Here is a 16,794-nt window from a genome sequence, read left to right as displayed (position 1 = left end):
CTCCCGGGTCCTGCAGGAGCGGCTGGGGGTCCGGGGGTTATCCCCCGGAAAATGCAGCATCAGCGGGTCCGGGGTTCGAGTCCCTGGCGGCGCACCGGTGAAGGGCCTCTCGTGGGAGCGAGAGGCCCTTCGGCGTCTTCGCCGCGGGCCAGCCTCCGGTACGCCCGCTCCCCCGGCGGCCGCCACCACACCGGATCCGCGCACCGCACCCCCTCGCGCCTGAGCCGCGCCCGATGGATCTTGTTCGTCGCCGTGACCGGCATCCGCTCCACGACCCGCACGAACCGGGGCGCCATCTTCGTCCCGAGGTCGGGCTGCGCGGCCAGGAACCCGGCGAACTCCGCCGGATCGAAGCTCCCGGCGACCGTCGCCATCACCTGGTCCCCGGTCACCGGATCCGGCACCGCGTACACAGCGACGGCGTCGGCACCCTCGTACCGCGCGAGGATGTTCTCGATCATCGCGGCGGCCAGGTTCTCGCCGTCGACGCGGATACGGTCGTCGGTGCGGCCGGCGAAGTAGAGGTAGCCGTCGGCGTCCCGGCAGAAGAGGTCGCCGGTCCAGTACCAGCCCCCGTGCCGCCGCTCGGCCTCCGCCTCCGGGTTGCGCCAGTACCCCTCGAAGGGGTTGGGCCCCTGGTTCACCAACTCCCCTATGGCCGCGTCCCCGTTGAGCAGCCGCCCGGCCGCATCAAAACGAGCGGGTGGGCACTCCTCACGGGTCTCCGGATCGAGTACGACGAGACCGGGCGCCGCCCGCCCCACCGCCCCGGCCGGCGTCCCCGGCGACCACTGCACGGCCGCCCCGCCCTCCGACGACCCGTACCCCTCCACCAGCCGCACCCCGAACCGCCGCTCGAAGGCCGCCGCGTCCACCGCCCCCGCCTCGGTGCCGAAGCCGAGCCGAAGGGGGTTGTCGCGGTCGTCGTCGCGCTCCTCGGTGGCGAGGATGTACTGCACGGCCCGCCCGACATAGGTGAAGTACGTCGCCCCGAACTGCCGTACGTCCGCCAGGAATCCGGAGGCCGAGAAGCGCCGCCGAAGCGCCACGCCCGCCCCGGCAGCCAGCGCGGGCGCCCAGTCGGCGATCACCGCGTTGCCGTGGAACATCGGCATGCAGACGTAGTGCACGTCCTCGCGCCGCACCCCGAACTGCCCGACCAGCGAGGCACCGGCGGCCGCGAGCCGACCCTGGGAACAGATCGCGGCCTTGGGGGCGCCCGTCGAGCCGGAGGTGAAGTACAGCAGGAACCGGTCCCCGGGAGCGGCGCGGGAGGCGTCCGGCTCGGCGGTCGTATACGGCGCGAGGAGGTCGTCGTACTCCTCGCTGTCGGTCAACAGCAGCCGTACGCCGGGGATTTGGATGCTGTTGAGGAGAGAGAGGTGGGCGCGCTCGGTGATGACGATGCGGCACTCGGTGTGCAGGATGTCGCGGGCGAGTTCGGCGCCTCGGCGAGTGGGGTTGATACCGGCGACGGCCGCTCCGGCCAGGGCAGCCGCGCCCAGCCACAGCGGATATTCAGGGGTGTTGTCGAGCAGCACCCCCACGTGGGGCTCGACGCCCGGCGGCAGGAGGTCGGCCAGCAGTGCCGCCCGGGCCGCGGCACCCGCGGCCACCTCGTGGTGGGTGAACACGCGCTCCCCACACCACAGCCCCGGACGGTGGTCGCCCCACCGCTCCGCCACGAGTTCCGCGACCGTGCGCCTGTTGGACTCCATGGCGGCGCACGGTAGTTGATGGACCGTCAGATGTGGAGGGTCACGGGGTCATCGTGACGCCGTCGACGACGACGGTGTTGGTGGTGTCGTCGGTGCCCTCACCGAAACTGAAGACTGTGGACATCTCGTGGTACGTGACCATGAAGCCGACGCAGAACACCGCGATCACCCCGAGGAACGCCAGGATGGCGACGGTGGACGCGGCCAGCGTGGCCCGGCGGGGGGCCTTGGCCGTGGCGACCACGTTGGCGCCCTCGGCGTAGTGGACGGTGACGAAGTCGCCCTCCAGCGTGGTCGCCGGACCGCCCTCCTCCTCGAAGCGGACGACGCGGCCGTCGCGCGCGGTGAACTCGTACACGTGGTGCAGCGTGGTGCTCACGGACGTGTCGCCGCTGCCGCCGTGGGTCGTCGTGAACATCCGCAGACAGCGCGCCTCGGCCGTCAGCCCGCTGTTCCACGCGCTGCGGATCTGCAGCGAGCGGCGCACCACGCGGTACGCGCCGAAGAGGACGACGGCCAGGATGAGGCCGGGTACGAGGTAGAAGAACAGGTCCATGATGCTTCCCCCGAGGTCAGGTACTGCTGGTGTGGGGAACCTACCCCCGGGGGAGGCACGCCTGTCTCAAGTAACGCTCAGAGATCCACGGGCGGGTCAGAAGGTGACGTCGGAGCAGGCGTAGAACGCGTTACCCGTGTCCGCGATCGTCCACACCGCGAGGATCACGTGGTGGCCGCTCAGCCCGGACGGCAGTGTGCCGCTGTGGGAGAGGGTGGCCGGGGGACGCTGACCGTTGTACGGCACCGTCAGGAACGGTGTGGTGTTGAGGTCGGAGCGGGCCAGGTTGTGGTTCTGGTTCCAGCCCTGCTTGGTGACGTAGTACTTGAAGTCGGTCGTGGCGTGCATGGCGGTGAACTGCCAGCGGAACGTGTAGCTCTGACCGCCCGTCACCTTGGTGGTGGGCCAGGCACCGCCGGACGGTGTCTTCGGCGAGCTGAGCTGACTGAACCTGCTGACACCGCCGTTGCATATCTGACCGTCGGCCGGTCCGGCGGCGGGGAAGCCCTTGGGCCCCTCGACGCTCTGCGGCTCCCACTGGATGTCGCCGCAGTTCGTCACGGTGCCGTTCTGACAGAGCTTCTGCCTGCTGATGGGGAGGTCGGTGTAGCCGTGGCTGCTCGCGCCGCCGGCGGAGAGCACGAAGGCCCCGGTGGTGGCGAGACCCACCACGGCGGCGTACCACTTGGTCTTTTTGCGCATGCTGCCGCTCCCTGGAGAACGTGGGGGAGGTTCCTGAGGCGTGCAGGTCTAGACCAAGCTCCAGATTATTGCCGTTAGTTGAACATGTCCATACCAATCACGGAGACCTTTTACGGCCCCTGTTCTCCGCGCCCCGAGCAGAACGCGACCGTCAAGTCCTTCACCAGCGCCTTGCGTTCGTAGTCGTCCAGCTCCACCAGACCCCGCATGGTCAGCCGCGTCACCGTGTCCTCCACCGAGTCCACGACCGACGTCAGCACGCTCGCCCGCTGCTGCGCGTCCAGCGCGGCGATACGGCGGCGGTGCATCGCGGCGGCTACCTCTGGGGCGTACTCGACCCGGACCGGCCGGACGGAGAACACCTCGAGCCCGACCGGTGCCGTGTCCGCCGCGACCAGCCGGGTCAGCGCGTCCACGGCCGCCTCCACCGAGCCCCTCGTACCGCCGGGCGTCTCCACCGGCACCCGCGCGAGGGCCGCCTCCACGCACTCGCGCAGATACGTCTCGTGGTCCTCGACGCCGAGCGTCGCCCGCGCGGTGTCCCGCACCCGCCACACCACCAGCACGACGGCCCTGAGCGCGACCCCGTTGCCGTCGGCCGCCGGCATCGGCTCGCTGCGCCAGTGCCGCAGCCGTACGTCGACCCGGCGGCGCAGCAGCAGCGGGTTGACCCACATCAGGCCGGTGCGCCGGACGGTCCCCCGGTAGCCGCCGAACAGCCCCAGCACCCAGGCCCGCCCGGTCCGCCCACGGGCCAGCCCGCCGAAGCCGAACAGCCCGAGGGCCCCGGCACCCGCGTACGCCGCCCACTGCGCGGGACCGAGCCCGGCGCCCGCGTAGGCCGGCAGCCGCAGTGCCGCCAGCGCGAGCGGCGGCAGGACGCCGGCCCACCACGAGGTGGCCACGCACCCGGCCGCCCCGCAGGCACCGGCGAGCATGCCCGCCGTGCCGGGCAGCACCCGGGCCGGGCGCTCGGCCAGTTCGGGGTCGACCTCGGGCGTGGGCCGCGACTTCGCCGGCAGCGGGCGCCGGAACCGCGGCTGTTCCCCGGTCCCCTGCCGACGGGCCACGACCGCGGGCCTGAGCGGCACCGACACCGGGGCCGGGTCGTCGCGGAACAGCAGGTGGACGGGGATCTCGGTGGTCGCCTCGTTCTGGATGAGGCGACCCGGCCTGCCGCCCGGCCCCTCGGACTCGGGCGTGTGTGAAGTGGTCGTCGTACTCATGCGTGCCTCCAGCCTCCGCGCCAGATGCGTCACAACAGGTGGATGAAACGAACCGCCAAAGGAAACCGACCGCTCAGGAGAACAGCCGCCTCCATGTCTCCGGCCCCGGATAGCCGTCCGCCGCGCCGCCCCGCCAGCCCTGGGCGCGCTGGAAGGCCTCGACGTTGCGCCGGTCCGCCTCGCCCCAGCGCGGTCCCGGCCCGGTCGTGTAGTACTTGCCGAACCCTTTCTTCACCAGCTGCGCCCCCAGCTGGGTGACGTACCCGTTGTCCGCGCCGGGCCGGAACAACGCCCGCCCCGGATAGCCCTGCACCCCGTGCGAGGCGGGCACCGCCCGACCCGCCACCCCGGTCGCCGGATCGGGCACCCCCTGATCCGGCACTCCAGTCGCCGGATCGGGCACCCCCTCACCCGGCACTCCAGTCGCCGGATCGGGCACCCCCTGACCCGGCACCCCGGTCGCTGGATCGGGCACCCCCTCACCCGCCACCCCGGTCGCCGGGATGTCCTTGCCCTTCCCGGACACCAGCAGCTCCCAGGTCTTCGGCCCCGGCAGCCCGTCGGCGGCCGCGCCCTTCCAGCCCTGGGCCGTCTGGAAGGCCTGGGTGGCCTTGCGGTCCGCGTCGGACCAGCGCGGGCCCGGGCCCGAGGTGTAGAAGCGCTTGCCACCGCGCTTGACGAGCATCTCCCCGAGCCGGGTGACGTACTTGTTGTTCGCGCCGGGGCCGAAATACACCGCTCCCGGGTACGGCGTCGGGGCGGTGGCCGGCGGGTTCGGCTTCGGCCCCGACGCGTCGGCCGAGAGCCCCTTGTACCGGTAGGGGAGGTAGCTCTCCGAGTGGCTCCAGTAGCCGTACGGGGTGGGCTGCCGCCGGGCGTGCGGCGGTGTCTGTTCGTAGGCCGTGTAGTAGGTGTGGGTGTAGTCCGTCCAGCCGCCGAAAATGACGACGTGCGAGCCCTTCTGCGGGTTCGCCGGATTGTGGAACAGCAGAATGTCGCCCGGCTGGAGTTCCTCCTTGGAAATGCGCTCCGCGAACTGGTCGAGGCTGCCGGTCCATTCGTTCTGGGGCAGGCTCCAGGCCATCGAGACGTAGCCCGAGCAGTCCTGCCGGTAACCGTCGGACCAGTACGCGGCCATGTCGTACGGCACCTGTGCGGCGACCCATTTCTTGGCCCGGTCGATGATCTCCGCGCGGGTGGTCAGGGGCGCCTTGACCGCACCCTTGGGCTTGGCCGGCTTGCCGGCCGGGCCGTACAGCGGAGCCCTGGGGCCCTGCGGGTTCTCGACCTCGTCACCTGCGGGTACACCCGGGCCGGGGGGTGCGTACGGAGCCGCGAGCGCCGGTGCCACGTGTCCCGCACCCAGGGCCGCGGACGCGGCGGCCGCCACGATCACGGTCCGGTGGGCGGCCGGGTGCCGGCCCGACCGCGCATAGGGGAGGACGCGGCGCCAGTGCGCGCATCCGGGGCAATCGCAGTCGCCTGCCGGATCGAATTCCTCGAATACCGGAGTCGCCATGCGATTCCCCTCACACTCCAGATGGAAATGACCGCCTCTGTGCACGATGATCAGTTTCCCAACGCTCTTCCCGACGCGCATGTTGACGGTCCGAATGATGTACGGCGGCCCGCTGGGGCCGGGTCCGCCCCGAGGCCCGTTGGTCCGGAGCACGCCCCGGCGTCCGGTAGAGTTACGACGTCAGCAGGCGCCGCTAGCTCAGTTGGTTAGAGCAGCTGACTCTTAATCAGCGGGTCCGGGGTTCGAGTCCCTGGCGGCGCACAGACCGGAAGGCCCCTCGCGAGAGCGAGGGGCCTTCTGTATGCCCTGAACCAAGACTGTCCGGAACGGGGAGCTCCCCTCGTTTGGCCGGATACTCTCTGGCCATGGCAGCCCGAGACCTCCAGGAGCGGATCAAGAAGCTCATCGTCGACCGCCGGCTTCCCTCCGGGGCGCCGCTGCCGACCGAGCCCGAGCTGATGGAGTTCCTGGGCGCGAGCCGGAACTCGGTGCGCGAGGCGCTGAAGGCGCTGCAGGCGATGGGCATCGTCGAGATCCGGCACGGCTTCGGGACCTATGTGGGCCCCATGTCCCTGGCCCCGATGATCGAGGGCCTCGCCTTCCGCACGGTCGCCGGGCACTACAGAGGAGAGGACTCCCTGCTCCAGCTGCTGGAGCTGCGCGAGGCAGTGGAGACGGGGCTCGTCTCCCGGCTCGCGGGGCGGATTCCCGAACGGGACCTCGTTGAACTCGACGGGCTCGTGGGACGTATGGAACAACAGGCCGCGCAGGGAGGTGCCGGCCTCGCCGAGACCGACCGGGCTTTTCACGCCACCCTCTACCGGGGGCTGGACAACGTGCTGCTGGGTGAGGTCCTGGAGGCGTTCTGGGACGCCTTCCACCGGGTGCAGACCGACCTCGGGGGAGCGCCGCAGGATCCGAAAGTGACCTGCAGCCAGCACCGGGACATCCTGGACGCGGTGCGGTCCGGCGATTCCGTACGGGCGGAGGAGGCCATAAGAGAGCACTTCGGCAACATCCGCGCCCGGCTGTCCACAACTGGTCCACAAGACCCCCACAGGCGCCACAATGAACGCGTATGACCGGTAAACACCGCGTTTCGCATCTTGCGATCATGATGAACGCCGTAGAACCCTGTTTTTCAAGATGCTGCGGATACGCGGCAGTTGGGGGTCAAGTAAGCGGTTGCCGGGTCTGCGGGGATAGGGGGCCCCGTTCACGAACGGATGCCGAGGGGGGCATCATGCAACCGGAAGGTCGCGGTTCCATGTCTATGGGTGTGGAAAGTGTGGTGACTGCGGCCGGTCACTGATACGTCTGTGAAGAGTCGAGGGGGACTCGACATGGACGGAAGGAACCGACACAACACGTGGTGACCTGCGTGTGGGGGGATGACTCATGACGTCGACGCCGACGGGCGCCGGGCATAACTTCGACCCGTCTGAAACCACCCAGCTCAGGGTGCCTTCGCATCGGAACAGCACGACGGGACAGTTCCGCAGGATCAAGAAGAACCTGCCGAGATACGACTACGAGCACTACAGCCGGCTGGCCGGTCCCCTCACCCAGCCCGACCCGAGCAAGCCGTACAAGGTGCAGTACCGCTCACTGCTCTCGCAGGAGCCGCACCGGCTGCGCGCCGCGCTGATGCTGGGCGCCGCGCCGCTGCTGTCGCTGGTCCTGCTGGGCTGGCTGCTGCAGCCGGAGCACTGGACGGAACGCGACTACCCCGCCTTCGACTTCCTGCCGGCGCTCGACGTCGTGATGCTCGTCTCGATCGGTCTGATCGAGTTCTTCCGCTGCATGAACGTGTTGTCGAACGCGCACGCCACGCTGGTCGCCCGCGACCCGGTCCCGGTGGTGCCGGAGACCGGCACAAGAGTGGCGTTCATCACGACGTACGTGCCCGGCAAGGAACCCCTGGAGATGGTCACGAAGACCCTGGAAGCGGCCGTGCGGCTGCGACACCGGGGCCTTCTGCATGTGTGGCTCCTCGACGAGGGCGACGACGACGAGGTCAAGGCGGTCTGCGCGCGGCTCGGCGTGCACCACTTCTCCCGCAAGGGAGTCGAGCAGTGGAACCAGAAGAAGGGCCCGTTCCGCGCCAAGACCAAGCACGGCAACTACAACTCCTGGCTGCAGGCGCACGGCGACGAGTACGACTACTTCGCCTCGGTCGACACCGACCACGTCCCGCTGCCCAACTACCTGGAGCGGATGCTGGGCTTCTTCCGCGACCCGGACGTCGGCTTCGTCATCGGCCCGCAGGTGTACGGCAACTACGACAACCCGATCACCAAGGCCGCCGAGTCTCAGCAGTTCCTCTTCCACGCCCTCATCCAGCGCGCGGGCAACTTCTACGGCGCCCCGATGTTCGTCGGCACGTCGAACGCCGTACGGATCAAGGCGCTCAAGCAGATCGGCGGTCTGTACGACTCGATCACCGAGGACATGGCGACCGGCTTCGAGATCCACCGGCACAGGAACCCGGCGACGGGCAAGAAGTGGCGGTCGGTGTACACGCCGGACGTGCTGGCGGTCGGTGAGGGCCCGGGTGCCTGGACGGACTTCTTCACGCAGCAGCTGCGCTGGTCGCGCGGGACGTACGAGACGATTCTGAAGCAGTACTGGAAGGGCTGGTTCTCGCTGCCTCCGGGCAAGCTCTTCAACTACACGATGATGATCATCTTCTACCCGATGTCGGCCCTCAACTGGATCCTGGCGGCGCTGAGTTGTGCGCTGTTCCTGGGCCTGGGCGCCTCGGGTGTGAACATCGACCCGACGGTCTGGCTGATGCTGTACGGCAACGCCTCCGCGCTGCAGATCGGCCTCTACATCTGGAACCGCCGGCACAACGTCTCCCCGCACGAGCCCGAGGGCTCCGGCGGTGTGGCGGGCATGGTGATGTCGGCGCTCTCCGCGCCGATCTACGCCCGCTCGCTGATGGACGCCGTGCTGCGCCGCAAGAGCAAGTTCGTGGTGACGCCCAAGGGCGACTCGGCGAGCCCGGACACCCTGTTCGGGACCTTCCGGATCCACCTGTTCTTCATCCTGGTCTTCGGCGCCTCCATCGGCGCCGGCTTCACGCTGGGGCACTCGCACCCGGCGATGATCATCTGGGCCACGTTCGCCCTGCTGATCACCGCATCGCCGATCTTCGCCTGGCGGTACTCGCTGCGGAAGGCGAAGAAGCAGCCGCCCGCGCCGGTGTACGCGGAGGCGCAGGACCCGGCGGCGACGCCTGCGACGGCGTACCAGCCGCAGCCGCTGCCGGCCCGGCAGGCGCCGCACGGCTCCGGGCACAAGCCCACCTGGGCCGCCTCCGGCGGAGGCCCGGACGCGGGCAATGACCAGACGATGCAGATCGCCCTTGGTGGATTTGGGGGACGTAAGGAATGAACGACCGAGCAGGCCGCCGCCGCGCCCGTCGACTCGCGATCGGCACGGCGGTGGTGCTCGCGCTGGCCGGGATGAACGGGCCTTGGCTCTACCGCGTCGGGACCGAGAAGTACCACGAGTACAAGATCAACAGACCCGAGTACAAGGCGGACAACGGGCACTGGGACATCGTCGAGTTCCCGCCCGAGTACCGCCAGGACACCATCCACGCGGCGCTTCTGCGCACCGGAAAGGTGCTGCTGATCGCGGGTTCGGGCAACAACCAGGACAACTTCGACGCGAAGAAGTTCGACACCCGGATCTGGGACCCGGTCAAGGGCACGATCAAGAAGATCCCGACGCCGAAGGACCTCTTCTGCACCGGCCACACGCAGTTGGCGAACGGCAATCTGCTGATCGCGGGCGGCACCAAGCGGTACGAGAAGCTGAAGGGCGACGTCACCAAGGCCGGCGGCCTGATGGTGGTGCACAACGAGAACCCGGACAAGCCGATAACCCTGCCCGCGGGGACGAAGTTCACGGGCAAGGAGAACGGCAAGACCTTCGTGTCCAAGGACCCGGTGCTCGTGCCGCGCGCGAAGAAGGTCTTCGACAAGGCGACCGGGAAGTTCCTGCGCAACGATCCCGGCCTGGGCCGTATTTACGTCGAGGCGAGGAAGAGCGGTACGAAGTACGAGACGGGTACGCAGGACAACTACCGCATCCAGGGTCTGACCGGTACCGAGGCGCGCAACACGTACGGCATCGCGCAGAAGCTCGCGCTCGACAAGAAGGACTTCCAGGGGATCCGGGATGCCTTCGAGTTCGATCCGGTCGCCGAGAAGTACATCAAGGTCGACCCGATGAACGAGGCCCGCTGGTACCCGACGCTCACGACGCTGAGTGACGGCAAGATCCTCAGCGTCTCCGGGCTCGACGACATCGGGCAGTTGGTGCCGGGCAAGAACGAGGTCTTCGACCCGGCGACCAAGAAGTGGACGTATACGAAGAAGATCCGGCAGTTCCCGACGTACCCGGCGCTGTTCCTGCTACAGAACGGCAAGATCTTCTACTCGGGGTCGAATGCGGGGTACGGGCCGGACAACGTCGGTCGCATTCCGGGTATTTGGGACGTCGACACCAACAAGTTCACGAAGCTGCCGGGACTGAGCGACGCGAACGAGATGGAGACGTCCGGGACGGTGCTGCTGCCTCCGGCGCAGGACGAGAAGTACATGGTGATCGGCGGCGGCGGCGTCGGCGAGTCCAAGGCGTCCAGCAACAAGACGCGGCTGATCGATCTGAAGGACAAGAACCCGAAGTTCACGGACGGGCCGACCCTGGAGAAGGGGACTCGGTATCCGCAGTCCTCGATCCTGCCGGACGACTCGGTGCTGGTGTCGGGCGGTTCGGAGGACTATCGCGGGCGCGGTGACTCCAACATCCTGCAGGCGCGGCTGTACAACACGGAGACGAACTCCTTCGAGCGGGTGGCGGATCCGCTGGTGGGGCGGAACTACCACTCCGGGTCGATTCTGCTGCCCGACGGGCGGGTCATGTTCTTCGGGTCGGACTCCCTGTATGCGGACAAGGCCAACACCAAGCCGGGGAAGTTCGAGCAGCGGATCGAGATCTACACGCCGCCGTATCTGTACCGGGATTCCCGGCCGTCGCTCTCGGGCGGTCCGCAGACGATCGCTCGGGGCGGGACGGGGACGTTCACGTCACCGCAGGCTTCCGCCATCAAGAAGGTGCGGCTGATCCGGCCCAGTGCGTCGACTCACGTCACGGATGTCGATCAGCGGTCGATCGCACTGGACTTCAAGACGTCCGGCAACAAGATCACGGTGACCGTGCCGAAGGGCAAGAACCTGGTGCAGTCGGGGTGGTACATGCTGTTCGTCGACGACGACCAGGGGACGCCGAGCAAGGCGCAGTGGGTCAAGGTTCCGTAGCCGGTCAGTAGCTTCGGCTGCTACTGACTGGCCTTGGCAAGGGCGAGTGCATAACTCGCCCACCACTGGCCCGCCTTCGGGCCGCCCTTGCACGTGCCGTCCGACTCCCCGGGGCGCTTGACCCACACGTACGCGTCCACCAGCGGGTCCGCCGTCTTCGTCGTCGGGGACTCGCCCAGTTTGCGGCCCGGGGGGTTGCACCAGTTCTCGTCGGCCTTTCCGGCCGTGTACGGGCCGTTGCCGTTGCGGCTGGTGTCGATGACGAAGTGCTTGTTGCCCACCTTGGCGGAGAGCTGCTTGCCGTAGGCGATGGAGTCCTTCGTCGAGTAGAAGTTGGAGACGTTGACCGCGAAGCCGTCGGCCTGGGCGATGCCCGCCCACTGAAGGGGCTGGAAGATCTGGTCGGGGTGGCCCCAGCCGGCGTTGCCCGCGTCCAGGTAGACCTTGGTGTTCTTCAGGGACTTGAGCTTGCCGATCGCGCCCTTGAGGAGGTCGTACCGCTCCTCGTGGAACTCCTCCGGGGTGCAGCCGTCCACCAGGTGCAGTACGGCGTCCGGTTCGAGGATGACCGTGGCGGAGCGGTCGCCGATGCCCGCCGCGACGCCGTCGATCCAGGTGCGGTAGGCGTCGCCGTCGGCCGCGCCGCCCTGCGAGTACTGGCCGCAGTCGCGGTGCGGGATGTTGTAGAGGACGAGCAGGGCCGTGCGGTCGGCCTTCTCGGCGGCCTCCGTGAAGCCCTGGGCCTCCTGCTCGGGGTTCTCCGGGCCGATCCACTCGCCGGTCGGCTGCTCGGCGATCTTGCGGATCTGCTCGGCCTCGTCGTCCTTGCCGGATTTGGCGTAGGCGGCGACCTGCTTCGCGGCGTTGCCGTCCGGGTTGACCCAGAACGGGTCGCCGGCCTTGGGCTGTTGAGTGATCTTCGCGCCGGCGTCCTTGTCGCCGTCGCCTCCGGAGGAACATCCCGCGACGAGCAGTGCCGCCCCCAGCACCGCCGCGGAAGCCCGCATTCCGGCCCCCCTCATGCCGTACATCCAACTCCCCCTTGGGTGCACCGGTCGAAGTCTCAATCCTGACATACGCCTCGCGGCACCCACGAGATCACCCGGGCCTTGTCGGCGAGCTGTTACAGCACCGGGGGTCGGCGCTCCAACGGGCGGCGTACGACGCCGAGTTGCGCCCCAGGTGGCGAAAACGACCGGAAGGCGGTCGTAGAACCCTGAATCACCAGCGCGGATGACGGAGAGCCACCGTAGCGGAACCTGGCGTTAATCACCCTCTAGGTTCTGGCGCTCATCCGTTCTAGAGTCTTCTCAGATGGCCCCAGCCCCCGGCCATGACAGCCGCTGTGGCCCCTGAACCTCCCGCGCTGGTCGCCGGGTTACTCCCGCAGCCCGTGCGCGCGCGGTTGAGGACCAGCCCGGTCGGCGGCCTCGGGGGGAGCGGGCCGCCGACCGGGCCAGGTGCGGGCCGGTGCGCTCAGACTCCGGTTCCGGTGAGGTACGCCGAGACGATCACGTTCGCCGTGTAGGTGCGGCTCGCCCGGTCGAAGGTGCCGCCGCAGGTGATCAGTCGCAGCTCGGCGCGGCCCGATTCGCGCTGGGCGTAGGCCTGGCGGGCGTCGAAGCGGTCGCGGGTGAGGACCTGGACGTCGTCCACGGTGAAGTCGGCGACCTTGCCGTCGTCGCGGGCCACCCGGATCCTCTCGCCCGGCCGCAGGACGCTGAGCTTGTAGAAGACGGCGGGCCGGGTCTCGGTGTCGACGTGCCCGACCATGAGCGCGGCCCCGGCCGCCCCCGGTCTCACCCCGGCCGCGTACCAGCCGACGATGCCCGCCTGGTCGAAGGGCGGCGGATCGACCGCCCCCTGCGCGTCCAGGCCGCGGGCCACCACGGGTGCCTGGACGCCCAGGTCGGGGATGTCGATGCGCTGCGGCAGCGCGTCCCCCAACGGACGTGCCGCGGGCGGCAGTTCCGCATCGGGAGGCCGTCCGACCGCGGCCATTTCGCCGGTGGTCGGCGCGGCCATGCCCTGCCGTATGTCGGTCACCTGCCGGCCCCACAGCCACAGCCCGAGCAGCAGCACGGCCCAGGCCACGCCCGTCAGGAGACGTCCGGTGCCGGAGGAATGCCCATGCTCGTCGGACATCGGGTCAGCCCGTTCCGCGACTCCGGCGGGCCCTCAGCAGCCCCACGGCCGCCGCGGCGGCGCCCGCGAGGACCAGCCCGGTCACCGCGTGCCAGGTGTTCGGCCCGGTCGCGCGGGCGTCCACGGTGGCGAAGTGCGCGGCACCACCGCCGCCCGCGTCGACGGGGGCGATGGGCGAGGCGTACACGGTGGACGGCACCGCAGGCTGCGGCTCGGGCTCCGACTGGGAGTGCGGCTTGGAGTGGGACTGCGGCCGTGCCTCGACCGGCGGCCGGGACTGGGACTGGGATACGACGGTGATCCTGCCCTTGATCACGAGGTCGGCGCAGGTGATCTTCACGTCGTAGGGGCCGGGCTCGACCGAGGTGCGGATGCGGGTCTCCCCGGCGAGGGTCCCGTCGGCGCCCGCGAGCTGTGCGTCCGCGACGAAGGCGGCCGACACCGCGGTGGCCGTCCTCCCGGAGCAGCCGCTCACGCGCAGCGCGACATCGGCGCCGGCGGCTGGCGTGGACGGGGTCACCGTGACGTCGCGTCCGTCCCCGTCCGCCGCGTGCGCCACCGGGATGAGGGCGCAGGCGGTCAGGAGACCCGTACAGAGAGTGAGACGTAGTGAGCCCATCGTGAAACCTCCAGACACACTGGAGGCTCCTCCTCGGGCCCGCGCCCCGCATCCTCAGCGGCGGCCCACTACTCCGAACGGGTCACCGGCCCCTGCTGCAGGCGTCAGATCCGGTCGACCAGGTCCGCGATCGAGTCGACGACCTTGGACGGCCGGTACGGGAAGTCCTCGACCTGCTCGGGCCGGGTCAGCCCGGTGAGCACCAGGAACGTCTGCATCCCGGCCTCCATGCCGGCCAGCACGTCGGTGTCCATACGGTCGCCGATCATCGCGCTGGTCTCGGAGTGGGCGCCGATCGCGTTGAGCCCGGTCCGCATCATCAGCGGGTTGGGCTTGCCCGCGAAGTACGGCTTCTTGCCCGTCGCCTTGGTGATCAGTGCGGCGACGGCGCCGGTCGCGGGCAGCGGGCCCTCGGTGGAGGGGCCGGTCTCGTCGGGGTTGGTGGCGATGAAACGGGCGCCGCCCTGGATGAGCCGTACGGCCTTGGTCATGGCCTCGAAGGAGTACGTCCGGGTCTCGCCCAGGACGACGTAGTCGGGCTCGTGGTCGGTGAGGATGTAACCGATGTCGTGCAGCGCGGTCGTCAGACCCGCCTCGCCGATGACGTACGCCGAACCGCCCGGCCGCTGGTCGTCCAGGAACTGGGCGGTGGCGAGGGCCGAGGTCCAGATGGACTCGACGGGCACGTCCAGGCCCATGCGGCGCAGCCGGGCGTGCAGGTCGCGCGGGGTGTAGATCGAGTTGTTGGTGAGCACGAGGAAGGGCTTGCCGGACTCGCGCAGCTTCTTCAGGAAGGCGTCGGCGCCGGGGATCGGTACGCCCTCGTGGATGAGCACACCGTCCATGTCGGTGAGCCACGACTCGATGGGCCTGCGGTCTGCCATGTGCGGGATCTCCTGCCGTACGCATGTACGCGGTGCTGCGTGGCCCCCAGGGTAGACACTGGCCGGATCTTGCGGAATGGGCGTCTCAGCGGCGCCTGCGCTGCCTTCGGGCCAGCAGCAGCGCGCCGCCGGTGACGAGGACGGCGGCGGCGGCGAGGACCGCGCCGGACGTGACCGGTCCGGTGCGGGCGAGTTCGTCGGCGAAGGGGAGGCGCGGGGCGCGGCTGGGCGGGGTGGTGCCGTTGCCGGTGGTGGGTTCCGGGGTGGGGTCGTCCTGGATGCGGAAGGAGTAGTCGTTGGACTGCCCGACCCAGTCGCCGTCCTGGTTCTCGCGCTGGACGACGGCCGCGTCGACGGTGACCTGGTTGGGTACGGCGTCCGAGGTGAGCGCGAGGCGGAGCTTGACCGTGACGGTCGTCCTGGGGGCGACGGTGAAGCCGGGGAAGCCGTCGAAGGCGCCGACGAGTTCGTCCTCGTCGGTCTTCTCGAAGCGGACGGGGCGGGGGTGGGAGCCGTCGTAGAACTCCAGGCGCGGCTGGGACGGCTTCAGTGCGCGCTTGTCGTCGACGAGTACGACGACGGGGTGGATGTTTCCGCAGGTCCGGGCTGTGGTGTTGGTGAGGTCCAGATACCAGGTGCCGAATCCGCCACCGGCTTCGTAGGCGTCGGGGCCGCCGTGGATACGGGTGGTGAGGGGGAAGGCGCGGCCGTCCGGTGCGGCACAGGTGGGTCGGGAGGTCGCGTGAGCCGGGGCCGCCGCGGGCACAAGCGCGGCTGCTGCGAGGCAGAGGGACACGGGCGTGCAGAGTCGCATGAACAGGTGACGGTGCCGTGCGGCGGTGCGGGACGCGGGCTGCCGCTCCGGGTGTGGGCTCGAACGGGCGCATGATGCCGCCCGATCGGCCCCACCCTCACTCGCCCGGTGTCGTCACCCGTCCCCCCGCCCGAACAGCGGCGCCAGCACCAGCTGTGCCGCGCCCTCCGCCACCCCGCCGGAGGCGAGGCGGGCCGGGATCGGGGGCTCGCCCGCTCGGTGGGCGCGGTCGTCGAGGGCGGTGGACACGCCTCGTACGTAGGTGTCCGGGTCGGCGGCGATCGTGCGGCCGCCGAGGAGTACCAGGTCCACGTCGAGGAGGGCGACCAGGTTGCCCGCGCCGGTGCCGAGTACGCGGGCCGCCTCCCGGGTGTCGCCCCGGGCCGCCGCCGCCAGGCACAGTGCCTCGACGCAGCCGCGGTTGCCGCATTCGCAGGGCGGCCCGTCGAGCTGGATGACCTGGTGGCCGAACTCACCGGCGCCGGTCCTGGCCCCCCGGTGCACCGCTCCCCCGATCACCAGCCCGCCGCCGAGCCCCGCCCCGAAGTGCAGATACGCGAAGGACCCGGCCTCGCCCCGCACCGCCAGGCCCAGCGCGGCGGCGTTGGTGTCCTTGTCGACCACGACCGGCAGCCCCAGCCGCCCCGCGAGCACGTCCCGCAGCGGGAAACCGTCCCACTCGGGCAGCCCGGTCACCCGGTGCAGCACCCCGCGCCCATGGTCGAGCGGCCCGGGCAGCGCGACCCCGACACCGAGCACGCTCCCTCCGGGGACCGCGCCCAAGAGCTCCCCGACCTCTCGGACCGCGCGCCCGACGACCGCCTCGGCCCCGGCGCCCAGGTCCAACCCGGCCTCGCGCCGCGCCACCACAGCCCCCGTCAGATCGCAGAGCACCGCCGTCAGCTCGTCCCGGTCCAGGTGCAGCCCGACCGCCTGCCCCGCCTCCGGCACGAGCCGCAGCACCGTGCGCGGCTTGCCGCCCGTGGACGCCCGCCGGCCCGCCTCCGCCGCGAGCCCCTCCTCCCGCAGCCGCCCCGTGATCTTGCTGACCGCCTGCGGGGTCAGCCCGGTCCGCTCGGCGAGTTCGAGCCGGCTGATGCCCTCGGCCCCCGCCGTGCGCAGCAGGTCGAGCACCAGCGCCGTGTTGTGGCTGCGCAGCGCGAGCAGGTTCACACCACCGCCCGTCACACCCGCACCCCGCATGCCCTGCCCGCCCTTCGTCCTGTCCACGCCCGCCATTCTCCCCGCGCTTGCACTTTGGCAACAGCGTTGCGAAAG

At 70.1% G+C, this 16,794-nt stretch carries 14 protein-coding genes and 1 tRNA gene; 4 read left to right on the top strand and 11 right to left on the bottom strand.

Translation table 11 applies throughout. The features are described from left to right. Positions 1-59 precede the first annotated feature (59 nt). The 5 genes from ACFY1L_RS45525 to ACFY1L_RS45505 form a co-directional block, all read right to left on the bottom strand. Positions 60-1,718, bottom strand: a complete 1,659-nt coding sequence (locus ACFY1L_RS45525; RefSeq protein WP_388839235.1) for a long-chain-fatty-acid--CoA ligase — start codon at positions 1,716-1,718, stop codon at positions 60-62. A 40-nt stretch (positions 1,719-1,758) separates the two neighbouring features. Further along, positions 1,759-2,274, bottom strand: coding sequence for a hypothetical protein (locus ACFY1L_RS45520; RefSeq protein WP_388839233.1), 516 nt, complete (start codon positions 2,272-2,274; stop codon positions 1,759-1,761). A gap of 96 nt (positions 2,275-2,370) precedes the next feature. Further along, complete coding sequence (locus tag ACFY1L_RS45515) at positions 2,371-2,976, bottom strand: lytic polysaccharide monooxygenase (RefSeq protein ID WP_388839230.1); 606 nt, start codon at positions 2,974-2,976, stop codon at positions 2,371-2,373. Positions 2,977-3,086: 110 nt separating this feature from the next. Beyond that, complete coding sequence (locus tag ACFY1L_RS45510) at positions 3,087-4,202, bottom strand: SPFH domain-containing protein (protein WP_388839227.1); 1,116 nt, start codon at positions 4,200-4,202, stop codon at positions 3,087-3,089. 73 nt (positions 4,203-4,275) lie between these two features. Continuing rightward, entirely contained in the window at positions 4,276-5,721 is a 1,446-nt protein-coding gene (locus ACFY1L_RS45505) for a peptidoglycan-binding protein (protein ID WP_388839224.1), read from the bottom strand. A gap of 187 nt (positions 5,722-5,908) precedes the next feature. On the opposite strand from ACFY1L_RS45505, the gene ACFY1L_RS45500 reads away from it, so the two are divergent. From ACFY1L_RS45500 to ACFY1L_RS45485, 4 genes are all read left to right on the top strand, one after another. Next, positions 5,909-5,982: transfer RNA gene (locus tag ACFY1L_RS45500), tRNA-Lys, on the top strand. A 104-nt stretch (positions 5,983-6,086) separates the two neighbouring features. Further along, on the top strand, positions 6,087-6,803 hold the full coding sequence (locus ACFY1L_RS45495) for a FadR/GntR family transcriptional regulator (RefSeq protein ID WP_388839221.1): 717 nt from the start codon (positions 6,087-6,089) through the stop codon (positions 6,801-6,803). Positions 6,804-7,119: 316 nt separating this feature from the next. Continuing rightward, positions 7,120-9,120, top strand: coding sequence for a glycosyltransferase family 2 protein (locus ACFY1L_RS45490; RefSeq protein ID WP_388839218.1), 2,001 nt, complete (start codon positions 7,120-7,122; stop codon positions 9,118-9,120). Next, positions 9,117-11,054 carry a galactose oxidase-like domain-containing protein gene (locus tag ACFY1L_RS45485; protein WP_388839215.1) on the top strand — a complete coding sequence of 646 codons (1,938 nt, stop codon included), beginning with the start codon at positions 9,117-9,119 and terminating at the stop codon, positions 11,052-11,054. Before ACFY1L_RS45490 ends, ACFY1L_RS45485 begins: the two co-directional genes overlap by 4 nt. Positions 11,055-11,074: 20 nt before the next feature. On the opposite strand, the gene ACFY1L_RS45480 is transcribed toward ACFY1L_RS45485, so the two are convergent. The 6 genes from ACFY1L_RS45480 to ACFY1L_RS45455 form a co-directional block, all read right to left on the bottom strand. Continuing rightward, a complete protein-coding gene (locus tag ACFY1L_RS45480) occupies positions 11,075-12,085 on the bottom strand; it encodes a glycoside hydrolase family 6 protein (RefSeq protein WP_388839212.1) in 1,011 nt (336 codons plus the stop codon). A gap of 445 nt (positions 12,086-12,530) precedes the next feature. Beyond that, on the bottom strand, positions 12,531-13,199 hold the full coding sequence (locus ACFY1L_RS45475; RefSeq protein ID WP_388839209.1) for a class F sortase: 669 nt from the start codon (positions 13,197-13,199) through the stop codon (positions 12,531-12,533). A 4-nt stretch (positions 13,200-13,203) separates the two neighbouring features. Next, a complete protein-coding gene (locus ACFY1L_RS45470) occupies positions 13,204-13,818 on the bottom strand; it encodes a hypothetical protein (protein WP_388839206.1) in 615 nt (204 codons plus the stop codon). 104 nt (positions 13,819-13,922) lie between these two features. Further along, a complete protein-coding gene (locus ACFY1L_RS45465) occupies positions 13,923-14,702 on the bottom strand; it encodes an HAD-IIA family hydrolase (protein WP_388839203.1) in 780 nt (259 codons plus the stop codon). Positions 14,703-14,787: 85 nt separating this feature from the next. Next, complete coding sequence (locus ACFY1L_RS45460) at positions 14,788-15,522, bottom strand: hypothetical protein (RefSeq protein WP_388839571.1); 735 nt, start codon at positions 15,520-15,522, stop codon at positions 14,788-14,790. A gap of 108 nt (positions 15,523-15,630) precedes the next feature. After that, a complete protein-coding gene (locus ACFY1L_RS45455; RefSeq protein WP_388839200.1) occupies positions 15,631-16,755 on the bottom strand; it encodes an ROK family protein in 1,125 nt (374 codons plus the stop codon). Between the last annotated feature and the right edge of the window lie 39 nt (positions 16,756-16,794).

The organism is Streptomyces sp. NPDC001663 (genome assembly GCF_042893105.1).
Classification (GTDB): Bacteria; Actinomycetota; Actinomycetes; order Streptomycetales; family Streptomycetaceae; genus Streptomyces.
The sequence above is the reverse complement of the archived record's forward strand: the minus strand, read 5'-3'. Positions and strand labels throughout refer to the sequence as shown.